General features: G+C 62.0%; 24 protein-coding genes and 1 tRNA gene. 14 read left to right on the top strand and 11 right to left on the bottom strand.

From position 1 onward, the window contains the following. Positions 1–52 precede the first annotated feature (52 nt). Positions 53–1,594 (top strand): ribosome biogenesis GTPase Der, encoded by a 1,542-nt coding sequence (der, locus tag HF955_RS10610; RefSeq protein ID WP_291075110.1) that lies wholly within the window; start codon positions 53–55, stop codon positions 1,592–1,594. A gap of 87 nt (positions 1,595–1,681) precedes the next feature. Next, complete coding sequence (locus tag HF955_RS10605) at positions 1,682–2,737, top strand: methyltransferase domain-containing protein (RefSeq protein ID WP_367279787.1); 1,056 nt, start codon at positions 1,682–1,684, stop codon at positions 2,735–2,737. A 7-nt stretch (positions 2,738–2,744) separates the two neighbouring features. Here the strand turns inward: HF955_RS10605 and arfB are convergent, their stop codons facing one another. Then, positions 2,745–3,179, bottom strand: coding sequence for an alternative ribosome rescue aminoacyl-tRNA hydrolase ArfB (arfB, locus tag HF955_RS10600; RefSeq protein ID WP_291075108.1), 435 nt, complete (start codon positions 3,177–3,179; stop codon positions 2,745–2,747). 139 nt (positions 3,180–3,318) lie between these two features. On the opposite strand from arfB, the gene HF955_RS10595 reads away from it, so the two are divergent. The 5 genes from HF955_RS10595 to HF955_RS10575 all read left to right on the top strand — a co-directional run bounded on the left by HF955_RS10595 (position 3,319) and on the right by HF955_RS10575 (position 7,560). Beyond that, on the top strand, positions 3,319–3,912 hold the full coding sequence (locus HF955_RS10595; RefSeq protein ID WP_291075107.1) for an RcnB family protein: 594 nt from the start codon (positions 3,319–3,321) through the stop codon (positions 3,910–3,912). 443 nt (positions 3,913–4,355) lie between these two features. Further along, a complete protein-coding gene (gene kdsA / locus HF955_RS10590) occupies positions 4,356–5,204 on the top strand; it encodes a 3-deoxy-8-phosphooctulonate synthase (RefSeq protein ID WP_291075106.1) in 849 nt (282 codons plus the stop codon). A gap of 11 nt (positions 5,205–5,215) precedes the next feature. Beyond that, positions 5,216–5,671, top strand: a complete 456-nt coding sequence (locus HF955_RS10585; protein WP_291075105.1) for a GNAT family N-acetyltransferase — start codon at positions 5,216–5,218, stop codon at positions 5,669–5,671. After that, complete coding sequence (locus HF955_RS10580; protein WP_291075104.1) at positions 5,668–6,222, top strand: pseudouridine synthase; 555 nt, start codon at positions 5,668–5,670, stop codon at positions 6,220–6,222. The genes HF955_RS10585 and HF955_RS10580 overlap by 4 nt, the downstream gene beginning before the upstream one ends. Before the next feature lie 90 nt (positions 6,223–6,312). Continuing rightward, positions 6,313–7,560, top strand: a complete 1,248-nt coding sequence (locus HF955_RS10575; RefSeq protein WP_291075103.1) for a mechanosensitive ion channel family protein — start codon at positions 6,313–6,315, stop codon at positions 7,558–7,560. Between the two features lie 12 nt (positions 7,561–7,572). Here HF955_RS10575 and HF955_RS10570 read toward each other — a convergent pair whose 3' ends face one another. From HF955_RS10570 to phaP, 5 genes are all read right to left on the bottom strand, one after another. Next, positions 7,573–8,775: a serine hydrolase domain-containing protein gene (locus HF955_RS10570; RefSeq protein WP_291075102.1), complete on the bottom strand. Its 1,203-nt coding sequence runs from the start codon at positions 8,773–8,775 to the stop codon at positions 7,573–7,575. A gap of 105 nt (positions 8,776–8,880) precedes the next feature. Beyond that, complete coding sequence (gene clpA / locus HF955_RS10565; RefSeq protein ID WP_027837960.1) at positions 8,881–11,202, bottom strand: ATP-dependent Clp protease ATP-binding subunit ClpA; 2,322 nt, start codon at positions 11,200–11,202, stop codon at positions 8,881–8,883. Positions 11,203–11,229: 27 nt separating this feature from the next. Continuing rightward, a complete protein-coding gene (gene clpS, locus HF955_RS10560; RefSeq protein ID WP_027837959.1) occupies positions 11,230–11,616 on the bottom strand; it encodes an ATP-dependent Clp protease adapter ClpS in 387 nt (128 codons plus the stop codon). A gap of 88 nt (positions 11,617–11,704) precedes the next feature. Beyond that, complete coding sequence (locus HF955_RS10555; protein WP_291075100.1) at positions 11,705–12,100, bottom strand: DUF1499 domain-containing protein; 396 nt, start codon at positions 12,098–12,100, stop codon at positions 11,705–11,707. 146 nt (positions 12,101–12,246) lie between these two features. After that, positions 12,247–12,675 (bottom strand): TIGR01841 family phasin, encoded by a 429-nt coding sequence (gene phaP, locus HF955_RS10550; protein WP_027837957.1) that lies wholly within the window; start codon positions 12,673–12,675, stop codon positions 12,247–12,249. A 230-nt stretch (positions 12,676–12,905) separates the two neighbouring features. Between phaP and HF955_RS10545 the strand changes: the two genes are divergently transcribed. Beyond that, entirely contained in the window at positions 12,906–14,006 is a 1,101-nt protein-coding gene (locus HF955_RS10545) for a D-alanyl-D-alanine carboxypeptidase family protein (protein WP_291075099.1), read from the top strand. 106 nt (positions 14,007–14,112) lie between these two features. Then, positions 14,113–15,075: an SIS domain-containing protein gene (locus tag HF955_RS10540; RefSeq protein WP_291075098.1), complete on the top strand. Its 963-nt coding sequence runs from the start codon at positions 14,113–14,115 to the stop codon at positions 15,073–15,075. A 5-nt stretch (positions 15,076–15,080) separates the two neighbouring features. On the opposite strand, the gene HF955_RS10535 is transcribed toward HF955_RS10540, so the two are convergent. Beyond that, a complete protein-coding gene (locus HF955_RS10535) occupies positions 15,081–15,878 on the bottom strand; it encodes an SIMPL domain-containing protein (RefSeq protein WP_291075097.1) in 798 nt (265 codons plus the stop codon). A 61-nt stretch (positions 15,879–15,939) separates the two neighbouring features. Continuing rightward, positions 15,940–17,010 (bottom strand): UDP-glucose 4-epimerase GalE, encoded by a 1,071-nt coding sequence (gene galE / locus HF955_RS10530; RefSeq protein ID WP_291075096.1) that lies wholly within the window; start codon positions 17,008–17,010, stop codon positions 15,940–15,942. A gap of 136 nt (positions 17,011–17,146) precedes the next feature. On the opposite strand from galE, the gene HF955_RS10525 reads away from it, so the two are divergent. After that, positions 17,147–17,223, top strand: a tRNA-Ile gene (locus HF955_RS10525). An 88-nt stretch (positions 17,224–17,311) separates the two neighbouring features. On the opposite strand, the gene HF955_RS10520 is transcribed toward HF955_RS10525, so the two are convergent. Further along, the gene (locus HF955_RS10520) at positions 17,312–18,268 is read right to left on the bottom strand and encodes a UDP-glucuronic acid decarboxylase family protein (protein ID WP_291075095.1); all 957 of its coding nucleotides are present in this window, start codon (positions 18,266–18,268) and stop codon (positions 17,312–17,314) included. An 86-nt stretch (positions 18,269–18,354) separates the two neighbouring features. Here HF955_RS10520 and HF955_RS10515 point away from each other — a divergent pair, with 86 nt between their 5' ends. After that, on the top strand, positions 18,355–19,026 hold the full coding sequence (locus HF955_RS10515) for a DNA-3-methyladenine glycosylase I (RefSeq protein ID WP_291075094.1): 672 nt from the start codon (positions 18,355–18,357) through the stop codon (positions 19,024–19,026). Here the strand turns inward: HF955_RS10515 and phhA are convergent. Next, a complete protein-coding gene (gene phhA, locus HF955_RS10510; protein ID WP_291075093.1) occupies positions 19,023–19,892 on the bottom strand; it encodes a phenylalanine 4-monooxygenase in 870 nt (289 codons plus the stop codon). The genes HF955_RS10515 and phhA overlap by 4 nt on opposite strands. 177 nt (positions 19,893–20,069) lie before the next feature. Between phhA and HF955_RS10505 the strand changes: the two genes are divergently transcribed. Continuing rightward, a complete protein-coding gene (locus HF955_RS10505) occupies positions 20,070–21,104 on the top strand; it encodes a glycosyltransferase family 2 protein (protein WP_291075092.1) in 1,035 nt (344 codons plus the stop codon). Here the strand turns inward: HF955_RS10505 and HF955_RS10500 are convergent. Continuing rightward, positions 21,089–22,330: a glycosyltransferase gene (locus HF955_RS10500; RefSeq protein WP_291075091.1), complete on the bottom strand. Its 1,242-nt coding sequence runs from the start codon at positions 22,328–22,330 to the stop codon at positions 21,089–21,091. The two genes, HF955_RS10505 and HF955_RS10500, sit on opposite strands and share 16 nt — an antisense overlap. A gap of 201 nt (positions 22,331–22,531) precedes the next feature. Here HF955_RS10500 and HF955_RS10495 point away from each other — a divergent pair, with 201 nt between their 5' ends. After that, entirely contained in the window at positions 22,532–23,347 is an 816-nt protein-coding gene (locus HF955_RS10495) for an ABC transporter permease (RefSeq protein WP_291075090.1), read from the top strand. 4 nt (positions 23,348–23,351) lie between these two features. Beyond that, positions 23,352–24,467, top strand: coding sequence for an ABC transporter ATP-binding protein (locus tag HF955_RS10490; protein ID WP_291075089.1), 1,116 nt, complete (start codon positions 23,352–23,354; stop codon positions 24,465–24,467). Positions 24,468–24,469: the final 2 nt, after the last annotated feature.

Below are 24,469 nucleotides of genomic sequence, written 5' to 3'. Positions count from 1 at the left end.
GGCTGCGCCGGGCTGGCGCGCCTCGCCTGATGGCCTTTAAGCAGGCAGAGCCATGCCACTGAAACTTGCCATTGTCGGACGCCCCAATGTGGGCAAGTCGACCCTGTTCAACCGCCTCGTGGGCAAGAAGATCGCGCTGGTCGACGACCAGCCGGGCGTCACGCGCGACCGCAAGCAGGCCGAAGGGCGGCTTGCCTCCCTGCCGCTGATCCTGATCGACACGGCCGGCTATGAAACGGCCTATGATGACAGCCTCGAATCCCGCATGCGCCAACAGACCGAGGCCGCAATTGCCGAGGCCGAACTGGCCCTGTTCCTGATCGATGCCCGCGTCGGCGTGACGCCGGAGGACGAGAACTTCGCCGCCCTGCTGCGCAAGGCCAACATCCCGATCGTCCTGGCTGCCAACAAGGCCGAAGGCAAACAGGGCACCCAGGGCGTGATGGAAGCCTGGTCGCTCGGCCTGGGCGAACCGGTCGGCCTGTCGGCAGAGCATGGCGAAGGCATGGCCGAACTGTTCGAGGCCATCCGTCAGGCGCTCGGCGACGAAGCCTTCGAACTGGCGCTGCAGGAGGCCGAGCCGGATTATGATCCGCGGGCCGCCGAAGACATTATCGAAAAGCTCGCCCATATCGACATCGACGATATGAGCGTGTCTGACGATGATCTGGTCGCAGCCATCGAGGCGGCGGACGTCGACATCGCGCCGGAGCCGAAAAAGGACGACAAGCCGATCAAGCTGGCCATTGTCGGCCGCCCGAATGCCGGCAAGTCGACCCTGATCAACCAGCTGCTGAAATCCGACCGCCTGCTGACGGGGCCGGAGGCCGGGATCACGCGCGACTCCATCTCGATTGACTGGGAATGGGAAGGCCGCCGCATCCGCCTCGTCGATACGGCTGGCCTGCGCCGCAAGAACAAGGTGCAGGAGCGCCTTGAACGCATGTCGACGGGCGAGACGATCCGCTCGCTGAAATATGCCGATGTGATCGCGCTGGTGATGGACGCGCATGAGGCGATGGAAAAGCAGGATCTGCTGATCGCCGACCTCGCCCTGCGCGAAGGACGCGGCATCGTGCTGGTCATCTCCAAATGGGACACGGTCAAGAAACCGGACGAGGCCGCCCGTCACATCCGCGATCTGGCCAATCGGCAGATGCCGAATGCCGGGGGCGCGCCGGTCGTGTTCCTGTCCGGCCTCACCGGCAAGCATACCGACAAGCTGATGCCCGCCGTCGCAAAGGTCTATGAAGACTGGACGGCGCGCGTGAAGACCGGCGACCTGAACCGCTGGTTGCGCCACACAATCGAGCGCCACCCTCCTCCGGCCGTCCAGGGCAAGCGCATCAAGCCGCGCTACATGGCCCAGATGAAAGCGCGTCCGCCGACCTTTGTGCTGATCGCATCACGCGGCGACCAGATGCCGGAAACCTACAAACGCTATCTGATCAACAATCTGCGCGACGCATTCGACCTGCACGGCGTGCCGATCCGCCTGTTCGTGCGGCAGGGAAAGAACCCCTATGCCGACAAGGCAGACGGCGCCCGCAAGCCCCAGCCCAAGGGCCCCTACAGGGGTAAACCCAAGCGCTGACAGCCCCACACGCATCCGTGACTGGCAACGCCCTGCGCGGCGGCCTAGGGTCTGGCGCAATCAGATACGGAGCGTGACATGAACCAGATGCAGGATGTGGTCAAAACCTATTATGGCGAGACCCTGACGAGTTCGTCAGACCTGAAGACCGATGCCTGCACGACAGATGCCCGGCCCCCGGCCCATGTCTCCGCCGCGCTGGCGGCCGTGCATGATGAGGTCGCCGCGCGCTACTATGGCTGCGGCCTCGCCATTCCGGCGGCGCTCGACGGGCTGAATGTGCTGGACCTTGGCAGTGGCGCGGGGCGCGATGTCTTTGCCCTGGCAAAACTGGTTGGCCCGGACGGGCATGTGACCGGCGTGGACATGACCGACGAACAGCTGGATATCGCCCGCGCGCACGAAGCCTGGCACGCAGAAAAGTTCGGCTATGCGGCTCCCAATACGCGCTTTGTGAAAGGCGAGCTGGAAAAGCTCGGCGAACTGGACCTCGCACCGAACTCATTCGATCTGATCATCTCGAATTGCGTCATCAATCTCTGCACGGACAAGCCGGAAGTGTTCCGCCAGGCCCACCGTCTGCTGAAGCCGGGCGGCGAGCTTTACTTTTCGGATGTCTATGCCGACCGCCGCATTCCGCAGGCATTGGTCAACGATCCCATCCTGTATGGCGAATGCCTGTCCGGCGCGCTCTATTGGGACGACTATCAGGCCATTGCCCGCGCGGCCGGTTTTGCCGATCCGCGGGTCGTCTCCCACAGGCGTCTCGGCATCATCGACCCGCAGCTGAAGGCGCGTGTCGACCCGATCCGGTTCGCCTCGGTCACGGCCCGCCTGATGAAGCTGGACGGGCTCGAACCTGCCTGCGAGGATTACGGCCAGGCCGTGATCTACAAGGGCGGCGTGGAAGGCATGGAGCGGGTGTTCGTGCTCGACGCCGAACATGAGATCGAAGCGGGCCGCGTTTTCCCGGTCTGCGGAAACACGCTGGCCATGCTGAAACAAACCCGGTTCGCGCCCTTTTTTGAAGTGGTCGGCGACGGGCAGACCCATTTCGGCGTGTTCCCGGGCTGCGCCGCACCGGACGTGTTCGCCGAAACGCAGGCCACATCCGGCCCCGCCCCGGTCGGCGGCTGCTGCTAGGCGCGCCTCACTCGGTCGGGTCGACGCTGCCGCGCAGCGACTTGATTTCGCCCCGACGTTTCTTCGCCGCGATGCGGCGTTTGACGCTGCCATAGGTCGGCTTTGTCTTGATCCGCCGCTTCGGTTTGCGCGAGGCCCGGAGGATCATCTCGGCCAGCCGTTTGCGCGCAGCCTCCCGGTTCAGGGCCTGGCTGCGATGCTCGGACGCTTCCAGCACCAGCCGCCCATCCTTGGTGATCCGGTTGGCATACAATTTGGCGAAGCGTGCCTTCACATCGGCAGGCAGGGAGGACGCCTCCACATGCCAGGTCAGCTGAACCGCCGTGGACACCTTGTTCACATTCTGGCCGCCCGGGCCAGAGGCGCGCACAAACGCTTCCGACACCTCCCAGGCAGGCAGGGTCAGCGCGTCATTGATGCGGATATCTCCGAACTCGGCCATGGACTTTCCTTAACATGGTGTTCAGCGGCAGTTCAGCCCCACCAGCCTAGCGTCACCGTCACACACCCGCCGCATGCGGGAATGCCTGCCGGCGCATCCCAGTTCCGGCAAGCGGCACTAGTCGGAGGCTAATTCGGCCATGAAACTGTTCAAGACATTAACGACGCTGGTCGCGACCACGGCAACGCTCGGCCTTCTGGCCGCCCCGGCGGCTTATGCAGATCGCGGGCGCGGTGACCATCACCGCGGCGGCGGATACCATGATGGCGGCCATCGTGGCGGAGACCGGGGACATCGCGACCACCGTTCCCGGGGCGATCACCATCGCGGGGATCGCCGCGACTATCATCGCGGCCATCGCGATAACCGTCACTACAATCGCGGCCACCACGCCAAACCGCATCACTACCGGCCGCCTCCGCGCCATGTCCATCGCGCGCCGCCGCCCCGGGCCTATCGGCATTACGCCCCGCCGCGCCACAGCTATGCCCGCTACAGCCGTGCCTATGGCCCCTATTTCCGCCATGGCTACACGCCGCGCTATCATGTGGGCGGCTGGTATCGACCGCACCAGCACACGGTCTACATCACCGACTATCATGCCTATGGCCTCTACGCGCCGCCCCCCGGCCATTACTGGGTCCGCGACCATCACAGCGGGGATGCGGTGCTCGCCTCGGTCGCGACCGGCGCCATTATCGGCCTCGTTATCGGTGCCCTGGCCTACGACTGAGCCACGCACCCGAATTGACCGTCAGGAAACGCCCGGACCCCTGTCCGGGCGTTTTTTGTGCGTCACGAAATCGTCACCCTAAAAAGCCGGATTGTTAACTTTGTAATGGCGCAAATCATGCTTAACTTGATCCTGTCCGAAACGGTTTCGGACAAAGTTCGTGCCTGTTGCACGCTTGAAAGGAGGTGATTCATGTCGAGTGAGAAAACCAGAGGGATCAATAAGTTCATATCCTGTGGTGCCCGGCCGGAGCAGCCTCCTGTCGGCGCATAGAGATATTTGAAGGCAAGCTGAAACGCTGCCGGACTTGTTGGGTCCCGAGGACTCACGGAAGCCGCCCCAAAGGGCGGCTTCTTTGTATCCGGCATGCGTGAACACGGCGGGTTACGTTTTGCCCGAAACAGCGCTATTTGCTGGCAAAACCCCTGAGCGGAGCACACCCCATGAACGCGCTGACCCACAAGACGTCCGGCTGGACCATCGGCACCGGCAAGCCGCTATCGGTAATCGCCGGCCTGAACGTGCTGGAAGACGAGGGCCTGGCCCTGGAAATCGGCAGCGAACTGAAGCGCATCTGTGACGCGCTGGGCCTGCCCTATGTCTTCAAGGCCAGCTTCGACAAGGCGAACCGCTCCTCGATCAAATCCTATCGGGGTCCCGGCCTGGAAAACGGCCTGCGGACCCTTGCCAGCGTCAAGGCGAAGCTTGGCGTGCCGATCTGCACCGATTTGCACGAGCCCGGCCAGGCCGAAGCCGTGGCCGAAATTGCCGACATCGTCCAGATCCCGGCCTTCCTGTGCCGCCAGACCGATCTGGTCGTCGCGACGGCGCAGGCAACCGCCGCAGCCGGGGGCATCATTCAGGTCAAGAAGGCGCAATTCATTGCCCCCTGGGACACCAAGAACATCGTCTCGAAGATCGGCGAAGCGGCCGATGTCGGCGTGATCCTGTGCGAGCGCGGCGCCAGCTTCGGCTACAACAATCTCGTCGTCGACATGCTCGCCATTCCGGAAATGCAGAAACTTGGCTGCCCGGTGACGATCGATGCCACCCATGCCGTCCAGTTGCCGGGGGCTGATCCGCGCACCGGCGGCGCCTCCACAGGCGGTCGGCGGGATGGCGTCGCCATTATCGCCAAGTCAGCGATTGCCGCAGGGGCTGATGGCGTCTTCCTCGAATTCCATACCGATCCCGACAAGGCACTGTGCGACGGGCCAAGCTGCCTGCCGATCGCCTCGGCCGAGAGCCTGCTGCGTACGCTGAAATCCCTGCACGAGGTCGTCAACGCGTGATCCGGGAGGGTGTGGCAACAGACCGGGAGGCCCTTGCCGACATCCTGTTTCGCGCCAGTCGGGAAGTGTTCCCGCTGGCAGGCATCGACCGAATCGACGCGGCGGAGTTCGACCGGCAGACGGCCGGCGAAAGCCTGCTGGTTGCCGAACATGGCCACCGCCCGGTCGGCTTTTCCAGCGTCTGGGAACCTGACGAATTCCTGCATCACTTCTTCATTGATCCGGATCATCACCGGAAGGGCATCGGCCGTGCCCTCATGGTGGCAACCCTGATGCGGCATGGCAGCTCCCTTTCGCTGAAATGCAACACGGCCAACACACGGGCACGCGCCTTCTACCGCGCCATGGGCTGGATCGAGACCGAAGAGCCGGGCGGCACCAGTGACGGCACCGGCAACTGGATCTGGATTCGCACACGCGCCGCCGCCGCCGCGCGCGGCCTGTTGCCGGACGAGACGTCCGAATGACCCGCCTCGTCGCTTTCAACAAACCCTTCAACGTCCTGTCCCAGTTCACCGACAAGGGCACGCTGGCCAGTTCGCGCGAAACCCTGTCGGACTATATGGACATTCCGCGGGTCTACCCTGCCGGACGCCTCGACCGGGACAGTGAGGGCCTTCTCCTGCTGACCGATGACGGGCGTCTGCAGGCCCGGATCACCGATCCCAAGCACAAGCTGCCGAAAACCTACTGGGTCCAGGTGGAGGGCCTGCCCGATGCCGACGCGCTTGCCGCCCTGCAGGCGGGTGTGGACCTGAAGGATGGCCGCACCGCCCCCGCAGAGGCACGCCGCATGGATCCGCCGGCAGGGCTCTGGCCACGCACGCCGCCGATCAGGGTGCGCAAATCCGTGCCCGATTGCTGGATCGAACTGACCATACGCGAAGGCCGCAACCGACAGGTCCGGCGCATGACGGCCGCTGTCGGGCACCCCACGCTGCGCCTGATCCGCGCCAGCATCGGAGACTGGAGCCTCGACGGCCTCGCCCCGGGCGAGTGGCGCGACATCAAGCCCTGACCCGCGAGCCTTCACAGGCCGGGGAACTCACCTTAGCAAACGGCACTCCACCCTTCCGGGCCCGGCCCGGTCAACATGATGGAGCCGGACATGGAAGATTCCCAATTGCCCGACTGGTTTGCAAACGCTGCCCCGGACTGGGCCCTCGAACCCGCAGCCTTCATTGCCAGCGTCTGGAATGACGGGGCCTATGGACTGACCTATGGCGAGATCACCATCGCCGTCCTCATCATCATGATTGCATTGATGGTGCGGGGCGTGTTCGCGCGTATCATTGTGAAGACGGTCATGCGGTTTGCATCCGGCACGAAATCCGGCTTCGACGACGCCCTCGTCAAATCCATCGCCACGCCGCTCAAGATCGTGCCGGTCATCATCGGCATCTACATCGCATTGCAGGTGACCAATATTTCCGGCGAGGCGGAAATCTACGCCACGCGGGTCCTGCGCTCGATCATCACGCTGGCGGTCTTCTGGACCCTGTCGCGCGCAGTGCATGCCTTCGAATTCCTGTTCAGCGGACTGCGGTCCGCCCTGTCGCCGGCGGCCGTCGACTGGATGGTCAAGGCCTTGCAGATCATCCTGATCGTGCTGGGCCTCGGGGCCGTGGCCGAGCAATGGGGCATCCAGATCGCCCCCCTTCTCGCCGGCCTCGGCGTGCTCGGCATTGCGGTCGGCCTCGGCGCACAGGATCTGTTCAAGAACCTCATTTCCGGCCTGCTGATCATCTCCGAGAAGCGGTTCATTCCCGGCGAATGGATCCAGGTGGATGGCGTGGTCGAAGGCACGGTCGAGAAGATCAATTTCCGCTCCACCCTGGTACGCCGGTTCGACAAGAGCCCGGTCTATGTGCCCAACAGCGCGCTGTCGGACGCCGCGGTGACCAATTTCTCCCGCATGACCCACCGCCGCATCAAATGGGTGGTGGGTGTCGAGTACCGCACCACGGTCGACCAGCTGAAATACATTCGCGACGAGATCGAGGCCTGGCTGTGGAATGATGACCGCTTCGCCAAGCCGCCGGAAGCCGCCCTGTTCGTGCGCGTCGACAGCTTCAATGCCAGTTCCATCGACTTCCTGATCTACGCCTTCACCCACACGAAGAATTGGGGCGAGTGGCTTGAGATCAAGGAAGAATTCGCGGTCGCCGTGATGGAGATCATCGAACGGGCCGGGACCGGCTTCGCCTTTCCGAGCCGCACCATCTACCTGCAGGAAACAGACCCGCCGGAAATCATGGCCCCGCCCGCGCGCAGCGACGCGGTCGCCCGCGCACAGGCCGCCAAGGCCGGCAAACTGCAGACCACCGGCATCGGTGAGGCCAATGATGATGGCTGATCGGGCGCCGTCCTACCGGACCCACACACCCGGGGCATTGGTCCGGTATCCGAGCGACTGGTAGGCCGCATCGATCAGGCTCTGGGCGCGGTCATTGACCAGGATGCCATTGCCCATCTGGTTCATCGTGTAGCTGAAGGCGAGGCCCGCTTCGGGGTCTGCGAACCCGATGGACCCGCCGGCCCCGACATGGCCAAAGGCGCGCTCACCCATGATGACGCTGGTTCCCGGGCCCAGATTGAGCGCGCGATTGTCCATGGATTTCATGAAGCCCGGACCGAACCGTGTGGGGATCAGCAAGGTGGCGTCGCGCTGGGTTGCCGTCGTCACCATGCTCATCGCCTGAAGCCGGTCCCGGGACACCAGGGTGCCATCATTGAGGGCCAGCGGCGTGTACATCGCCACCTGACCGCGCGCATTCGACAGGCCGCCGCCGCCGCCGATCTCGGCCGCCTGCGATTTGCGGTCGTTGAAGTCCCAGCCGCCATTGTTCATGAAACTCTTGTGCTGGATCGAGTCGGGATCCGTCATCAGCCGGATCCCGAATTCGGTCGGCACATCATCCGGCTTCGGCGCATAGGGAATGATCGGGGCGATGTGCACCTCTTCGCTTTCCGGCAGGCCGAGCCAGAAACGGGCACCCGTCTTGTCGGCCACTTCCTCGCGGAAGAAAGTGCCGAGCGACTTGCCGGACACACGACGAACCAGTTCGCCAACCGTCCAGCCGAAATTGATCATGTGATAGCCATTGCGCGTCCCCGGCTCCCAAAACGCTTCCTCGTCTTCCATGCGCTGGATCATGTACTCCCAGTCGGTGAAGCCGCCGGGGCGTACGGGCTCCCTCAACGTGGGCAAGGCGCTCTCATGGTTGAGCATCATGCGGACGGTCGTCTTTTCTTTGCCGTTCCTGGCGAATTCGGGCCAGTATTTCGAGACCAGCGCATCAGGATCCAGTTCGCCCCGATCGATCAGGATGTGCGCGCACAGGGCCGTCGCGGCCTTGGAGCAGGAGAACACGATGGAGATCGTGTCTTCCCGCCACGGATCCCGGGACTCCGGATTGGCCATGCCGCCCCACAGGTCGACCTGTGTTTCCCCGTTCACCGACAGGCAGACCGACGCGCCCACTTCGCCCCGCTCTGCAAAATTGCGTTCGAACGCTTCCTTCACCGCGGCGAATTTCGGTTCGCACGCGCCACTGACGCCAACTGACATGTGATTTCCTCCCGTTTTGCCGGAAAGGATACCCGCCTTGCCGGAATGCAAAAGGGCTGCCCCACGGGCAGCCCTTCCAAATCAGTCCGAAAATGACCGGCAGTCTCAGGCCGGCTCTTCGGCGGAGCCTTTCTTGGCAGCCGGCTTTTTCTTCTTCGGCTTCTCGGCGACATATTTGAACGAGAGCTTTTCCTCGTCCTCCTTGTCGATATCGATCTGGACCACGCCGCCCTTCTGCAGGGATCCGAACAGGAGCTCCTCCGCCATCGGCTTCTTGACGTGTTCCTGGATCGTTCGGGCCAGCGGGCGGGCACCCATATCGGCATCGAAGCCACGTTTGGCCAGCCAGTCGCGCGCAGCCTTGGTGATCTTGATCGAGACGTTCCGGTCTTCCAGCTGGACTTCCAGCTGAAGGATGAACTTCTCGACCACACGGTCGATGATTTCCGGCGTCAGGCCACCAAAGGTGATGGTCGCGTCGAGACGGTTGCGGAATTCCGGCGTGAACAGGCGTTTCAGCGCCTCTTCCTGCTCGTCATCCTTCTTGCCACGGCCGAATCCGATCGAATGCTTGGACGCATCCGCCGCACCGGCATTGGTGGTCATGATCAAGATGACATTCCGGAAATCCACCTTGCGGCCATTGGCATCCGTCAGGGCGCCATTGTCCATCACCTGCAGCAGGATGTTGAACAGGTCCGGATGGGCCTTCTCGATTTCGTCCAGCAACAGGACACAATGCGGATGCTGGTCCACACCATCTGTCAGAAGGCCGCCCTCATCATACCCGACATAGCCCGGAGGCGCGCCGATCAGACGGGACACGGTGTGGCGCTCCATGTATTCCGACATGTCGAAACGCAGCATCTCGACCCCCATGATGGAGGCGAGTTGCTTGGCCACTTCCGTCTTGCCGACCCCGGTCGGCCCGGTGAAGAGGTACGATCCGATCGGCTTGTTCGGCTCGCGCAGCCCGGCCCGGGCCAGCTTGATTGACGCCGACAGGGCCTCGATGGCCTCGGTCTGGCCGAACACCACGCGCTTGAGATCGGTCTCCAGGGATTTGAGCGCCGCCGCGTCGTCGGTCGAAACCTGTTTGGGAGGAATGCGGGCAATTTTGGCCACGACAGCCTCAATGTCCTTCTGGCCCACCGTCTTCTTGCGTTTGGACGCGGGCAGCAGCCATTGCGCGGCACCGGCCTCGTCGATCACGTCGATGGCCTTGTCCGGCAGTTTGCGGTCCGTGATGTACCGATCTGCCAGTTCGACCGCCGCCTTGATGGCGTCATTGGTGTAGCGCAGCCCGTGGAAGTCCTCGAACCGGGATTTCAGGCCGGTCAGGATCTTCACCGTGTCCGGAACAGTCGGTTCCACGACATCGATCTTCCGGAACCGGCGGGACAGGGCCCGGTCCTTTTCGAAATGCTGCTTGTATTCCTTGAACGTGGTCGATCCCATGCACCGCAGGCCACCGGACTGCAGCGCCGGTTTCAGCAGGTTCGACGCATCCATCGCACCGCCGGACGTGGCCCCGGCGCCGATGATCGTGTGGATCTCGTCAATGAACAGGATGGCCTTTTCCTGCTGTTCCAGTTCCTTCATCACGGATTTGAGGCGTTCCTCGAAATCACCGCGATACCGCGTGCCGGCCAGCAGGGCGCCCATGTCGAGCGACCAGATCACCGCATCGTCCAGAATTTCCGGGGCTTCGCCGTCGACGATCTTCTTGGCCAGACCTTCGGCGATGGCCGTCTTGCCGACGCCCGGGTCCCCGACCAGGATCGGATTGTTCTTGCTGCGGCGGCACAACACCTCGATGCAGCGATTCACTTCCAGATCCCGGCCGATCAACGGGTCGATCTTGCCGGAGCGGGCCTTGTCATTGAGGTTCACGCAATAGGCGTCGAGCGCCTCATGCCCCTGCTTGACGGGCTCCTCTTCCGTGCCTTCCGATCCGCGCGGGCTGGACGGGCGGGACATGCCCGGCTGCTTCGCCACGCCATGCGAAATGAAGTTCACGGCGTCGTACCGCGTCATGTCCTGCTCCTGCAGGAAGTAGGCGGCATGGCTTTCACGCTCGGAAAAGATCGACACCAGGACATTGGCACCGGTCACTTCGTCCCGGCCGGAACTCTCGACATGCAGGATGGCGCGCTGCACGACGCGCTGGAAGGCAGCGGTCGGCTGTACACGGCCTTCCCCGTCATCGACGGTCAGGCTGGAAAGTTCTTCATCAATATAGCGGCTGAGATCGGCGCTGAGGGCTTCAATATCGACCTTGCAGGCGCCCATGACTTCCCGGGCATGCTCATCTTCCGTCAGCGCGAGCAGCAAATGCTCCAATGTGGCGTATTCATGATCACGCTCAGAGGCGAAAGTCAGGGCCTTTTCAAGGGCGGTCTCTAAGGAGGGGGACAAGCGTGGCAAAGGGTTGGCCTTCCGGGATGAGTGTTTCTAGTCGTCTTTCTCCATGACACATTGGAGAGGATGTTCATGGCGTTTGGCAAGGTCCAATACCTGCGCGACCTTCGTTTCGGCCACTTCGTAGGTATAAACCCCGCACAGCCCCACACCCTTCTGGTGGACATGGAGCATGATGCGCGTCGCCTGTTCCCGGGAGCGGTTGAAGAACTGTTCCAGGATGTAAACCACGAACTCCATCGGCGTGTAGTCGTCGTTCAGCAGCAGCACACGATAGAGCGACGGCTTCTTCGTCCGCACACGCGTTTGCGTGGACAGGCCGAAATTCGTTCCATCCTCGTCACCGGTCTGGCCGCCCCCCGGAGGGCCGCCCGGTCCCGGCTCATTGAGCCGGGGCGGAGTCTGGATTGCATGAATCATGTCGCCGCTCATGTTTATCAAGATATACGTTCTTGCCGGACTTTGAAGGGCACAAGCATGGCAAAAGCACAAACTGCCCGATTTCAAGTCAGCGCAGGCTGGTGAGAATCTCGCCAACACGTTTCGCATTCGCCCCGAGATCGCTGTAACCGACGCGCGAGGCAGAGTAGATCGCCAGTGTGGAACCGTCGGCATCATCACCTGCTGGCAATACCGCAATGTCGACATCATCCTTGAAGCGGAAGAACCGGGTGACGGCAATGAAGCTGATCCGGCCCGCCTGGGCATCCAGCGCCTTCAACCGCCAATCCTTGCGCGAGGCGACCAGCGCCTCCACCTGGCTGAACAGTTCGGCCTGTGTGCAGTCGAATACGGGGCTCTCCGCATCCGGTGATGCCTCATCGGCAAAGCCGGACGGGGCCAGCAGATAGGTGTTGGGAGAAGTCGGCCGGGCCAATGCCTGGAAGTCGAGGAAATCGGTCATGCAGACAATCTAGGCCAATCCCGGCAGTTTGCACCCGCGACGTCAGGGAAAGCCGCAAAAAAAGAACCGGGCCAATCAGGCCCGGCTCCATTCAGTCTACGCCACTCTACGCCCCGACCTGACTGCCAGACCGGGAAAAGCGGGTCTTACTTGCTGGCGAACGCCATGAAAGGCTTCGCGGCGTCGCGCCACGCAGCCATGCAGAGTTCAGCCTGTGCGCTCATTTCGGACGTGTAGGCCGAGAACAGGTTCTTGGCAAAGCCGGACTGGATTTCCATCGCTTCGCGCGGGTCTTTCGCGCTCGTCAGCGACTGGGTGGCTTCCACGCCCTGTTCCAGGGTGCGTGCAAAGAAATCCATGTTGCGCGCGCCAAGCGTCCGCATCATTTCGGAGGAGGAGGCTGCCTGCTCGGCGAATGCCTTGAAGCCGCCTTCGGCATAGTCGCCGAACTTGTCTGCGAAACCGGTCATCTTTTCCATGCCTTCATCAATCATCTTGGTCGCCGAGTCGGCCACGCGCGCTTCCGCTTTGGCTTTCGGGGCAGACTTCGGGGTGGTCTTCTTTGCAGTCGCCATGAGGGAGATCCTTTATCACGCTATGTCCGCTAACCTAGCGTAAATTATGAGCAATTGCAACAATTATTGTGCGGTGCAGCATTTAAAATTTCGCACGAAACTTGCATCCCCTAAAAATAGATTACGGATTTGTCAGGCGGACCCCTGTGTTAACATCTGGTCAACCGATTTGCCGGACTCTAGTTTAGGCTCCGGGGCTCGGGGTTAACTCAATTCTTGGAGAGAACACGATGCGGCTTGCCCTCTCACCTGTTGTCAAAGCACTTGCCCTGGCGGTGACGCTTTTGGCGGCGGGCCTGGTTGCCCAGACAGCATCGGCCGAAAAGTACGCCTCGATCGTGATCGACGCGGACACGCATGAAGTGCTGCACGCCCGCAATGCGGATGAAGCGCGCTATCCGGCCTCCCTCACCAAGGTCATGACCCTCTACATGCTGTTCGATGCCCTCAAGGCCGGTGAGGTCTCCCTCGACGAACGCCTTGTCGTGTCGCGTCATGCGGCCAGCCAGCCGCCATCCAATCTCAAATTGCGCACCGGCTCGACCATTACCGTGCGCGACGCAATCGGCGCCCTTGTCAGCAAGTCCGCGAATGACGTGGCCGTTGTCGTGGCCGAACGGCTCGGCCGGTCTGAAAGCCGGTTTGCCCAGCTGATGACCGTGAAGGCCAAATCGCTCGGCATGCACAACACCCGCTTCCGCAACGCCTCCGGGCTGCCTGACACGCAGCAGATGAGCACGGCGCGCGACCTGGCCATCCTCGCTGACGCCATGCTCACCGACCATGCAGACTACTACCACTATTTCTCGTCCCGCAGTTTCAAATGGGCTGGACGCACCTACAAGAACCACAACGAACTGCTCGGAAATGTCGATGGCGTCGACGGCATCAAGACCGGCTACACGCGTGCATCGGGCTTCAATCTGATGACCTCCGCAAAGCGCGACGGCCGCCGGGTCATCGCGATCATGCTGGGCGGCAACACGTCCCGGTCTCGCAATTCGCATGTCGAGGATCTGGTCGAAGCCGCCTTCACGACACTCAACGACCCGGCCCATGACACCCAACTCGCCTTCGCCGGCGTCCTGACGCCGATACATCCCAATGATGCGGCAGAACCCATGCTGAATGGCAAGCGTATCAGCGTGATCATTGCCGAAGGCGGTAGCGACGACGCGTCAGACGCGTCAGACCCCGCGGAGGAGACGCCGGTTCAGGAAATCGCCGCCCACGCCAAGCTCGAAACACCGGTCGAACCGGTGGAGCAACCGGAAACGCGCGTCATGAGCGTGGCGGAATACGAAGCCCGCCAGATGGGCCTCATCAAGTAAACGGCACCGCTTCCGCGCAACACGCGACGCCGGGCCACGGGAATTTCCGTCTTGTCAGTCACAGGCTCCTGACCCAGAACGCGGGGCAGGAAGCAGGAGCAGGACATTGACCACCGAATCCGATCTCGACCTCGCACGAAACGTCATACGGATCGAGCGAAACGCGCTGGAACAGCTTGAAACCGGGCTGGACGAATCGATCGAGAAAGCCGCGGACCTTATCATGGCCACGGACCGGCATGTCATCGTGGCCGGCGTCGGTAAGTCCGGCCACATCGCGCAGAAGATTGCTGCCAGCCTGGCCTCGACCGGAACACCCTCCTTCTTCCTGCACCCCACCGAAGCCAGCCATGGCGATCTCGGCATGATCGTGCCCGGCTCGGTCGTGATCGCAATTTCCTATTCCGGCGAGAGCCGCGAACTGGTGGACCTGCTGCGCTATTGCCGCAGCAACGCCATCCCGGTCATCAGCATGACCCGGGCCCCGGAATCGACCCTGGGCCGGTATTCGGATGTGCGCCTGCTGCTGCCCAGCGTGGCGGAAGCCTGCCCGAATGGCCTGGCTCCAACATCGTCCACGACCATGTCACTTGCCCTCGGCGACGCCCTGACCATCGTGCTGATGGCCCGGCGCGGCTTCTCTCGGGAAGAATTCGGCTTCCGGCATCCGGGCGGAAAGCTCGGCCGGTCCCTGCAGACAGCCGGCGACTATGTGGCCGCCCGTACCGATGATTTGCCATCCGTCCCCAGCAACGCCGCCGTGGAGGAAGTCATTCTCGCCATTTCCGAAGGCCGCAAGGGCTGTGCGGCCGTGCTGGACCCATCCGGCCTCATGGTCGGCATGGTCACTGATGGTGATCTGCGCCGGGCCATGCTGGCGGGCAAGCTGTCGGCTGATGCCGCTTCGATCATGACGGAATCCCCCAGGACGATCTCGCCGGAAGAGCGCATGTCCACCGTCATCAAGCGGCTGACCGAGCACCGCATCTCCAACGCATTCGTGGTTGAAGACGGACGCCCGGTCGGCATTGTCGACATGAAGGACCTTCTTGCCGAAGGCTATGTCTGAGGCAGTTACCGGGCCAGTTCGAACCGGATGCTGACATTCGCGGAATAGGTCAGCTCACCGCCGGAAATGGGCGTGGACGTCATGTCGGCAGATTCGCTCATCGCCATCATCCGGCCCATGGGTGCCGGCGCGGGTTCAAAACCGCCGCTTTCCGAGATGCTCACAATGCGGGCCACGCGCATGCCGACGGCGTCGGCATACAGCTCCGCCCTGGCCATCGCGTCGGCAACCGCCTTGCGCCGCGCTTCGTCACGCGCCTCGCTGGAATCCTCAAGCCCGAAGCTCAGGCCGGAAAACGTATTGCCACCGGCCGCGACCAGGCTGTCCAGCGTTTCGCCCAGCCCGTCCAGATCGGTCACTTTCACGGTCAGCTGATTGGAGGCTGCATAGCCCCGCAATACCTGCTTGCCGCTGCGCCGGCCCGCTCTGTCGGTTTCCTCGACATAGTCGTAGACCGGGTTGAGGGAGATGTTGGAGGTCTGCATGTCCTTGTCAGCGATCCCCGCCGATTTGAGCGCATCCATCATGCTGGACATCGCACGGGCCTGCGCGGCCATCGCGGCAACAGCCGTCTCGGCCTCTTCGTTCACGCCGGCGGTAATGTAGGCAATGTCGGGTGCCCGCTGGACCTTGGCATTTGCCGAAATGTCGAGCGTGGTTTCAGGCTGGATCGAATTCGGATGATAGGTCATCTGGCTGCTGCCTCCAGAAGGTGACAAGGCACTCGTCTGCGCGCAGGCAGGCAAGGTGGCCGCCATGATGGCAGCGCTGGATGCAATGAGCAGGTTCCGGAAATTTCGCATAGGGTCTCCTCCATTCGCGGACCGACCCAGTGGCTAGCAGTGCATTGTGTCGAACTTGCGATCACGCCGCCCCGATTTTGACGTCGGGATAGCCGTTCGGGTTCCCGCTCTGCCATGCCCACTGGTCCCGGCACATGTCTTCCAGCGTCAAACGGGTCTGCCAGCCCAGAAGTTCCATCGCATGGGTCGGATCGGCCCAGTAGGCCGGCAGGTCGCCGGGCCTGCGGTCGACGAATTCGAGTGGAATGTCCCGCCCGCTGGCCTGCTCGAATGCTTTCACGACGTCCAGCACAGAATGGCCGATGCCGGAGCCGAGATTGACGGTGAAACTGTCCGGCGACGCCAGCAGCTTTTCCAGCGCCGCAATGTGCGCTTCGGCCAGGTCCACGACATGGATATAGTCCCGCACCCCGGTGCCGTCCGGCGTGTCATAGTCATTGCCGAACACGTTCAGGTGAGGGCGCCGCCCCACGGCCACTTGTGCCACGAAGGGCATCAGATTGTTTGGCACGCCATTCGGGTCTTCCCCGATCAGGCCGGAGGGATGGGCGCCGATCGGATTGAAATAGCGCAGAATGCCGGCATTGATCCCGGCCCTGGACGCGACGAGATCGTTCAACATCAGCTCGACGGCATATTTGGTCATGCCATAGGGATTGGTCGGCGCCAGCGGATGGCTCTCCGTATAGGGAAGCGACACCGGCGTGCCATACACGGTCGCCGAGGATGAGAAGACGATGTGCCCGGTTCCGGCCTGCTTCATCGCTTCCAGTAGGCTCAGCGATCCCTGAACATTGTTGCTGTAATAGTCGAGCGGCTGGGCGGTCGACTCCCCGACCGCCTTCAGGCCCGCAAAATGAATGACGGCCTCACATTCGTGCTCGCGCAGAACTCGAACCATCTCGGCCGTGTCGCGAATATCAGCCTCGATCACAGGCACATCATTGGCGCCGGTGATCTGACGGATCCGGTCCACCGAAGCGATGCTGGAATTGACAAAATTGTCGACAATCACCGGCGTGTAGCCCCGATTGATCAGTTCGACACAAGTGTGAGAGCCGATATAGCCGGCTCCACCCGGCACGAGAATGCGTTTTGACCGTCCCTGCATGAAGTTCGTAATCCCTGCCATGAAGCGCCCCGTGTCTCGTCTAGGTGTTGCGACGGGGCCATGCAACATGCCTGCCACAAAATCCGGCCGGGATGCGGTTTTGCCAAAGCATTCAGCACATTGCCAAGGCAGGGAAGCACGTTAAAACAGGCCGCTGGGGCCTGTAGCTCAGTTGGTTAGAGCGGACCGCTCATAACGGTTTGGTCGCGGGTTCAAATCCTGCCGGGCCCACCATCAAATCCAGGTTTGCTTCGCGACATAATCGATCCGGAGGATCAGACGTTCGGATTTGATGCCTGACCGGGGCCTTAGGCCGTGAGGCTCACCCCAGCATCGCCTGCACTTCTTTTTCGAAATACGCGATTGTGGGCTTCAACCCATCTTCCAGCGGCACAGTCGGTGCCCAGTCCAGTGTCTGGCGGGCCCGTGTGATATCCGGCTGTCGCTGACGTGGATCATCCTGCGGCAGCGGCAGATGGACCAGTTTCGAGCGGGCGCCCGTCAACTCGATGATCTTCTCGGCCAGTTGCCGGATCGTGAACTCCCCCGGATTGCCGAGATTGATCGGCCCGGTGACCTCATCGCCGGTATTCATCAACCGGATCAGCCCGTCGACAAGGTCAGACACGAAACAGAAACTGCGCGTCTGCTCGCCATCGCCATACAATGTGATGTCTTCCCCCTTCAGGGCCTGGACGATGAAATTCGATACGACGCGACCATCATTCGGATGCATGCGCGGACCATAGGTATTGAAGATCCGGGCGACCTTGATCTTCACCTGGTGCTGGCGGTGGTAATCGAAGAACAGGGTCTCTGCACACCGCTTGCCTTCATCATAACAGGCACGCGGACCGAGCGGGTTCACATTGCCCCAGTACTCCTCGGTCTGCGGGTGAATCTCCGGATCCCCATAGACTTCCGATGTCGAGGCCTGAAGGATTTTCGCCCGCGTACGCTTGGCCAGGCCCAGCATGTTGATCGCACCATGGACGCTCGTCTTCGTGGTCTGAACCGGATCGAACTGATAGTGAACCGGGCTCGCCGGGCACGCCAGATTGTAGATCTGGTCCACTTCGACAAACAGCGGCACGGTCACGTCGTGACGCATCACCTCGAACCGGGGATTGTCCAGCAGGTGGGCGACATTGGTGCGTCGCCCCGTGAAGAAATTGTCGACGCAGAGCACTTCCGCGCCCGTGTCCAGAAGACGCTCGCAAAGGAAGGAGCCAATGAAACCGGCACCGCCGGTCACGAGAATTCGGGGAACATAATGCATACTCCAGCGATCCCCGCTTTTCCCTGCCCGGTCAAGGCTCTTGGACAATTGAAGCAGTTGGGACAATGTGCCTGGCAGGAGGCTCCATGACCCCATTTGACCGCATCATCGATCTGGCGGCGCACCATCATGGCGACCGCGCGACGGTGCTGGACCTGTCCCGCAACACACATCTCGTGGACAGGCTCGAAACCGTGCCCGATGACCGGCTGCTCGCGACCATGACCCGCTGCGTGTTCAATGCGGGCTTCAACTGGAAAGTCATCGACGCAAAATGGGATGGTTTCGAAGCGGCCTTTGAAGGGTTCGATCCAGCTCGGCTCTCCTTTTTTGCAGAAGACCTGATGGACCGTCTGGTTTCCGATACACGGATCGTGCGCAATGGCCAGAAAATCCGGGCCACGCTGGAGAATGCCAAATTCGTGGCCGACACCGCCAGGGAACATGGCAGTTTCGGCGCGTTTCTCGCGTCCTGGCCCGCCGACGACCAGACCGGCCTGCTTGCTCTGCTGCGTCGCAAGGGATCACGCCTCGGCGGCGCAACCGGACAGTACTTTCTTCGGTTTGCGGGCTGGGACGCCTGGATCACATCCCGTGACGTCTGTGCGGCGCTTGTGCGCGAACGTGTGCTGGACTCAGCGGAGGCATCAACAGCAAGAGCGTTGAAGTCGGTCCAGCACGCCTTCAATCACTGGCACACGGAAAGCGGATTGCCATATTCGCAGATCAGCCGGGTGCTCGCGCTCAGCGTCGGCTAGACTCCCACCTTGTCCCGGAAATAGTCCAGCGTGCCCCGATGGATCAATTTGTCCTCCGGCACGGTCTCGTGGGCGTCTATGTCGGCTTGGAACTTCACCTTTCCATACACATCGCCAAAATCCTGGTAACAGGCCTCCAGCAACGCATCGAAACTGTCGATCACGAAATAGGTCTGCTGGAAATCGTCGATGATGTAGCTGGTGCGCATGATGCGCTGCAGGTCGAAGGCAATCCGGTTCGGACTGTCATCTTCCAGTGCGAAAACTGTCTCGCGCGGGCTCGACAGAATGCCTGCCCCATAGATGCGCAAGCCTTGCGGTTCGCGTATCAGTCCAAATTCGACCGTGTACCAATAGAGCCGAGCGAGATGATGCAACTGGCCGAGTTTCATGGCGCGCTGGCCGCCCTTGCCATACGCTTCCATGAAATCCGCGAACACGTCGTTCGCCAGCAACGGCACATGTCCGAAGATGTCGTGGAAGATATCTGGCTCTTGCAGATAGTCGAATTCGGCTTCCGGCCGGATGAAGGCACCGGCCGGAAAGCGGCGATTGGCAAGATGGTCGAAGAACACTTCGTCCGGCACCAGCCCGGCCACCGGCACAACCCGCCATCCCGTAATGGATTCCAGACGGTCCGACAGAACATTCATGTCGGGAATACCGGAGGCCGAAAGCTCCAGCTCGGCCATCGCGCGCAGGGCCGTCTCGCTGGCGCGGCCCTTTGCGATCTCGCGCTGGCGCCGGAACAAGCGGTCCCATCGGTCATGCTCGGCGGCGCTATAGGTATGCCAGGCCTGATCAATGGTGAAGTCGGCCGCGCGCGGCGCGTTCTCGTATCTGTTCTTGCCCTCGAAATGCGTCATGCGGGGAGCCTAGCGCAGATCGCTATATAGTTCCATATGTAACCAACTGGTCGTCCCACCGGATTGCGGAGGTTACAACTTGACCAAAAGGTGGAAACCGCGCCACCAAGACAATTCGGTCCGGGGGGACTCTGTCGGCATTCAGGTCCGCCGCCAGCAATCGACAAGAAGCTTCCTATGCAAAGCCCCACCTTTTCGGTCATCATCGTGAATTATAATGGCGGCCACTTCCTGCAGGATGCCGTCCGGTCGCTGTCCAGACAGACCTTCCGGGATTTTGAGCTGATCGTCCTCGACAATGCCTCGACAGACGGGTCTGCCGACGCGCTGGACCTGACGGGTCTTCCCAATGCGCAGCTTGTGAGGAATGACGACAATCTGGGGTTTGCGGCCGCCAACAATCTGGGCGCAGGATTGGCCCGTGGACGATGGCTGGCGCTTCTCAATCCGGATGCTGTTGCGGCGCCGGACTGGCTCGATCAGGTGATGTCAGCGAGCCAGCGGCATCCTGATTGCCGCGTTTTTGCGTCCGCCCAATATGATTTGCAGGATCCGGAAATCATCGATGGCGCCGGCGACGCCTATCTGATCATGGGCATTCCCTGGCGTGGCGGATTCGGCCATCCTCGTACGGCCATGCCGGGTGAAGGCGAATGCTTCAGCCCCTGCGGGGCGGCAGCAATCATCGATCGCCAATTGTTCCTCAACCATAACGGGTTCGACGAGCGGTTCTTCTGCTATTGCGAGGATGTCGATCTGGGCTTCCGCTTCCAATTGGCGGGCGAGCCTTGCTGGTTCCTGCCGGATGCCAAAGTATACCATGCCGGCAGCGCCATTTCCGGGGTCGGCAGCCCGTTTTCCACCTATCACGGCACGCGCAACAGGCTGTGGACCTATGTGAAGAACATGCCGCTGCCATTGTTGCTGCTGACCCTGCCGATGCATATCGTGTTGTGTCTTTACCTGATCGCACGGAACGCCTTGCTGGGCAGGCTGGTGCCCACGCTCAAGGGAAATTGGGACGGGCTGCGCGGTCTTCCGGACGTGCTGTCCGGCGCGAAGTGGCGCGTTCGCGAACGAAAGGTGTCGATCGGCCAGTTGGCGCGCACGATGATGTGGAACCCGTTGCGGATGAGCCGAAGGGTACCGCATGTCCGCATGCCGGTTCAGGGCATTCAGACCATTCCGGTGCGGGATCAGGAAGTTTCCTGAACGTCCGCCCGGCCGGGGTGTTCAAGGAACCGGAGCGCCCCTGCCTGAACCGCAGCAATTCCGCAGATGGCATTGATATGCTGCGCCGCCCGTTCGGCAAGACTGCGCGCCAGATCCGGCTCGGCCTCCAGCTGGCGCAGCCAGTCCGCCGCCACCTCGACGTCCGGCTCGGCCCACTCAGCCCCGACGAGATCATAGTGCGCGCATCCTTCGGGCACCGGCACGCGCTCATAGGGAACAAGCGCGGCGGAATTCGTGTCCATGAACAGCAGATTGCCGGACCAGTTGGTGGCAATTACCGGGACACCGAGAGTCATTGCTTCGGCCGGCCCCAGTCCGAACCCTTCTGCCCGGTGCAATGACATCAGGATATCGGCCCCGGAAATGAGCGACATCTGTTCTGCTTCGGACAAGGAACCCTGAACCAGGTCGATATTGGCTGCGTCCCCGATTTCGGCCAGCAAACTGGCACGGGCTTCGGGCGCCGTGTCGAGATTCCGGACCTTGAGGATGAGCCGGCAATCAGTGCGGTCGGCAAACGCCAAGCGGAACGCGCGGATTGCGCCAACCGGGTTTTTGCGCTCCAGAGTCGACAGGGCGTCGGCCATGACCAGCACGGTATAGGGGCGTTCGCTTGGCCGGTCTTGAGGACGCACCGCTCCGTCCGGGGCAACGGCGATGGGTAACACACGCACCGGCGGCGCGGCCTCGTGACGACGGAAGGCGGCCGCAGCGAAATCCGACAGGGCCCAGATTTCGGACAGGAAGGGAAAGGCCTCCTCCCATCCGGCGGGAAAGATTTCGAGTTCCCAGGCCCACGCGCCGATGACCCGCCACCGACGGCCGCGGCGCAGGCCCAGCATGCGCAGGCAATATTGCGTTTCCGGCCCGTTCACATGCAGGATCAGGGTGCCGGTCGGGTCCGCCGGAAACGGAGAGAAGGGAATGTCGCACTCAAGATCTGCAACTGACAGGTACTCGCTGACATCCACTGCAACGACGTCAAACCCGGCCTGCTTGAGAATGCGATAATTCGACCGGGCCCAGGCACCAAGGCCGCTGGCAGAGCGGAACATGCCGGCGATCACGACCCGGTCGCCAGGCTCGATGCCCGGCGGCGAGACCGGGGGACGGGCCAGCGAAGCCTGATGGAACCAGCCCCAGAAACCGGTTCGGATCGGAGCAGGAAGGGCGCGCCAGAGCGGCTGGATGAACTTGGCCACCATAGATAAGGAATCTGCCTGCCCGGTTACTGTACGAATGCAAGAATTACGACAGTCATAGGAGAGTTCGTGGCGAAAACAAGACGCGGAGCAGGCGGCCGCGCGGAGCCTCGGACAGGGCACCCTTTTGGTGTGCCCTCGCGGTTGACTTAGGCCGTCAGACCGACGATCAACCTCCTCTGCTTCTGCCGTCCGGGAGGAAAGATGTCGCTAGCCGTTTACGAATTGGGCAAGGGTCAGCGTGCGGCCGCGATCCAGGACATTGCCGACGGTTTTTCGAGGTGGCGCCTGTGGATGGCGCTGGCGATCGAGGACATCAACCGGCGGTTCAAGCGGACTTATATCGGCGTGTTGTGGACGACCTTGTCGTTCGCCCTGTTCGTGGGCGTCAAGGTGCTGATCTTCGGCCGGATGGCGCCGACGGATGATGCGTTTTTTACAAATTATGTTGCGCTGGGCTTCTTTGCCTGGATGTATATAAGCTCGTCCGTTGCGGACGGCAGCAATGTGTTTGTGGTGTCGGAAGGATGGATCAAGGGCGGGCGATTGCCGCTGACGCTGTTTGTCTGCATCAGCATCACGCGATCGCTGATCCTGGCCTTCTACAATTTTCTCGTCGTGGTGGCGCTGCTGGCGATCTACAAGGTGGCGCCAACCTGGACGGCGCTATGGTCCGTAGTCGCGTTTTCCCTGTTCATTTTGTGCTCATTTGCGATCCATTTCATTCTCGGCACCCTGTGCACGCGGTTTCGCGACGTGTCACATCTCATTCAGGCCATCATGCGGGTCATGTTCTTCCTGACCCCGATCTTCTGGCTTCCCGAGCAGATCGGCCCGCTGTGGAGATATCTCCAGTATAATCCCTTCGCGCACTTCGTGATGGCTTTCCGGGACCCGCTGCTGACGGGTACGGTGCCGGTGCAGAGTTTCCAGATCGTGCTGGCGATCACGGCGGTGCTTCTGGTGTCGTCCTTCACCCTTCTCGTTTTCGCCCGGCGGCGAATCATCTTCTGGCTCTGACGACATGGCTTCGATCCTGCTCCAGAATGTCACCCTGTCGTATCCGATCCTGGGATCGGATCGCTCCAAGGTCATGCCGGAAGATCGGCTGAGCGGCGCCGGCTCTCTGATCCGGGACGATTCCAGCCGCACGCGCAGTGTGGTGGCGCTGGAGAACATCTCGCTGGACCTGAAGGACGGCGACCGTCTGGGCCTGATTGGCCGCAACGGGTCAGGCAAATCGACCCTGCTGCGCGTGATCGCCGGCGTGTTCGAGCCGCTTGAAGGCTATATCCGCGTGGAAGGCCACATTGCGGGCCTGTTCTCGCTGGGCCTCGGCATCCAGCCGGAAGCGACCGGATACAAGAACATTCTCATCTCCGGCCTGATGGCAGGGTTCCGCCGCGAGGAAGTGCTCGAAAAGCTTCCGGAAATCATCGATTTCTGCGAACTGGGCGAATATCTGGACATGCCCGTGCGGACCTATTCGAACGGCATGGCGATGCGGCTGAAATTCGCCTGCGCAACGGCCTTCAATGCCGACATCCTGTTGATGGACGAATGGCTGGGCGCCGGAGACCCGGAGTTCCAGGACAAGGCCCAGAAACGCCTGCGCAAGCTGGTGGACGAGGCGGGCATCATGATCCTGGCCTCGCACAACCACTCGGTCATTCGCCGGTCCTGCAACAAGCTCGCCTGGCTGGACCGGGGCCAGCTGCGCGCCTTCGGCACGGTCGAGGACGTGCTGGAGATCTATGAAACCGCACATCTGACGCCAGAGGAAATTGCCGAGCGCGAGGCTGCACGCGAAGAGGCTCGCCGCAAGCGACGGGTCGAGGCCAGTCGTGCGCGGAGACGGGAAGCCAAGCGCGAAGAAGTCCGAGAAGCCAAACGGGACGACGCGCGCCGTCAAAAACGGATCGAAGCCAGACGTGAGAAACGGCGCGAGGAGGCCCGCGAGGCAAGGCGCGAGGAATTGCGCGCGCAGCGACGCCAAGCCGAGCGTGTGGAACAGCAAGGCAAACCGTCCGGCAAGGGCACAAAGCCCCGCCCCGCCAAACAGCGCACTGAGGCGAACGAGGACGCCCCCAAGCGCCGGAAAGCTGGCCGCAAGCAGCTGAACCCGACGTCGGAGCGGTGAGC

It is taken from the genome of Hyphomonas sp., from assembly GCF_017792385.1.
GTDB lineage: Bacteria > Pseudomonadota > Alphaproteobacteria > Caulobacterales > Hyphomonadaceae > Hyphomonas.
This window is presented reverse-complemented; position numbering and strand designations above follow the sequence as displayed.

Bases quoted from the DNA above. Each gene is read 5' to 3' on its own strand.
- der (WP_291075110.1), top strand. From the start codon at position 53: ATGCCACTGAAACTTGCCATTGTCGGACGCCCCAATGTGGGCAAGTCG.
- HF955_RS10605 (WP_367279787.1), top strand. From the start codon at position 1,682: ATGCAGGATGTGGTCAAAACCTATTATGGCGAGACCCTGACGAGTTCG.
- arfB (WP_291075108.1), bottom strand. From the start codon at position 3,179: ATGGCCGAGTTCGGAGATATCCGCATCAATGACGCGCTGACCCTGCCT.
- HF955_RS10595 (WP_291075107.1), top strand. From the start codon at position 3,319: ATGAAACTGTTCAAGACATTAACGACGCTGGTCGCGACCACGGCAACG.
- kdsA (WP_291075106.1), top strand. From the start codon at position 4,356: ATGAACGCGCTGACCCACAAGACGTCCGGCTGGACCATCGGCACCGGC.
- HF955_RS10580 (WP_291075104.1), top strand. From the start codon at position 5,668: ATGACCCGCCTCGTCGCTTTCAACAAACCCTTCAACGTCCTGTCCCAG.
- HF955_RS10575 (WP_291075103.1), top strand. From the start codon at position 6,313: ATGGAAGATTCCCAATTGCCCGACTGGTTTGCAAACGCTGCCCCGGAC.
- HF955_RS10570 (WP_291075102.1), bottom strand. From the start codon at position 8,775: ATGTCAGTTGGCGTCAGTGGCGCGTGCGAACCGAAATTCGCCGCGGTG.
- clpS (WP_027837959.1), bottom strand. From the start codon at position 11,616: ATGATTCATGCAATCCAGACTCCGCCCCGGCTCAATGAGCCGGGACCG.
- HF955_RS10555 (WP_291075100.1), bottom strand. From the start codon at position 12,100: ATGACCGATTTCCTCGACTTCCAGGCATTGGCCCGGCCGACTTCTCCC.
- phaP (WP_027837957.1), bottom strand. From the start codon at position 12,675: ATGGCGACTGCAAAGAAGACCACCCCGAAGTCTGCCCCGAAAGCCAAA.
- HF955_RS10545 (WP_291075099.1), top strand. From the start codon at position 12,906: ATGCGGCTTGCCCTCTCACCTGTTGTCAAAGCACTTGCCCTGGCGGTG.
- HF955_RS10535 (WP_291075097.1), bottom strand. From the start codon at position 15,878: ATGCGAAATTTCCGGAACCTGCTCATTGCATCCAGCGCTGCCATCATG.
- galE (WP_291075096.1), bottom strand. From the start codon at position 17,010: ATGGCAGGGATTACGAACTTCATGCAGGGACGGTCAAAACGCATTCTC.
- HF955_RS10520 (WP_291075095.1), bottom strand. From the start codon at position 18,268: ATGCATTATGTTCCCCGAATTCTCGTGACCGGCGGTGCCGGTTTCATT.
- HF955_RS10515 (WP_291075094.1), top strand. From the start codon at position 18,355: ATGACCCCATTTGACCGCATCATCGATCTGGCGGCGCACCATCATGGC.
- phhA (WP_291075093.1), bottom strand. From the start codon at position 19,892: ATGACGCATTTCGAGGGCAAGAACAGATACGAGAACGCGCCGCGCGCG.
- HF955_RS10505 (WP_291075092.1), top strand. From the start codon at position 20,070: ATGCAAAGCCCCACCTTTTCGGTCATCATCGTGAATTATAATGGCGGC.
- HF955_RS10500 (WP_291075091.1), bottom strand. From the start codon at position 22,330: ATGGTGGCCAAGTTCATCCAGCCGCTCTGGCGCGCCCTTCCTGCTCCG.
- HF955_RS10495 (WP_291075090.1), top strand. From the start codon at position 22,532: ATGTCGCTAGCCGTTTACGAATTGGGCAAGGGTCAGCGTGCGGCCGCG.
- HF955_RS10490 (WP_291075089.1), top strand. From the start codon at position 23,352: ATGGCTTCGATCCTGCTCCAGAATGTCACCCTGTCGTATCCGATCCTG.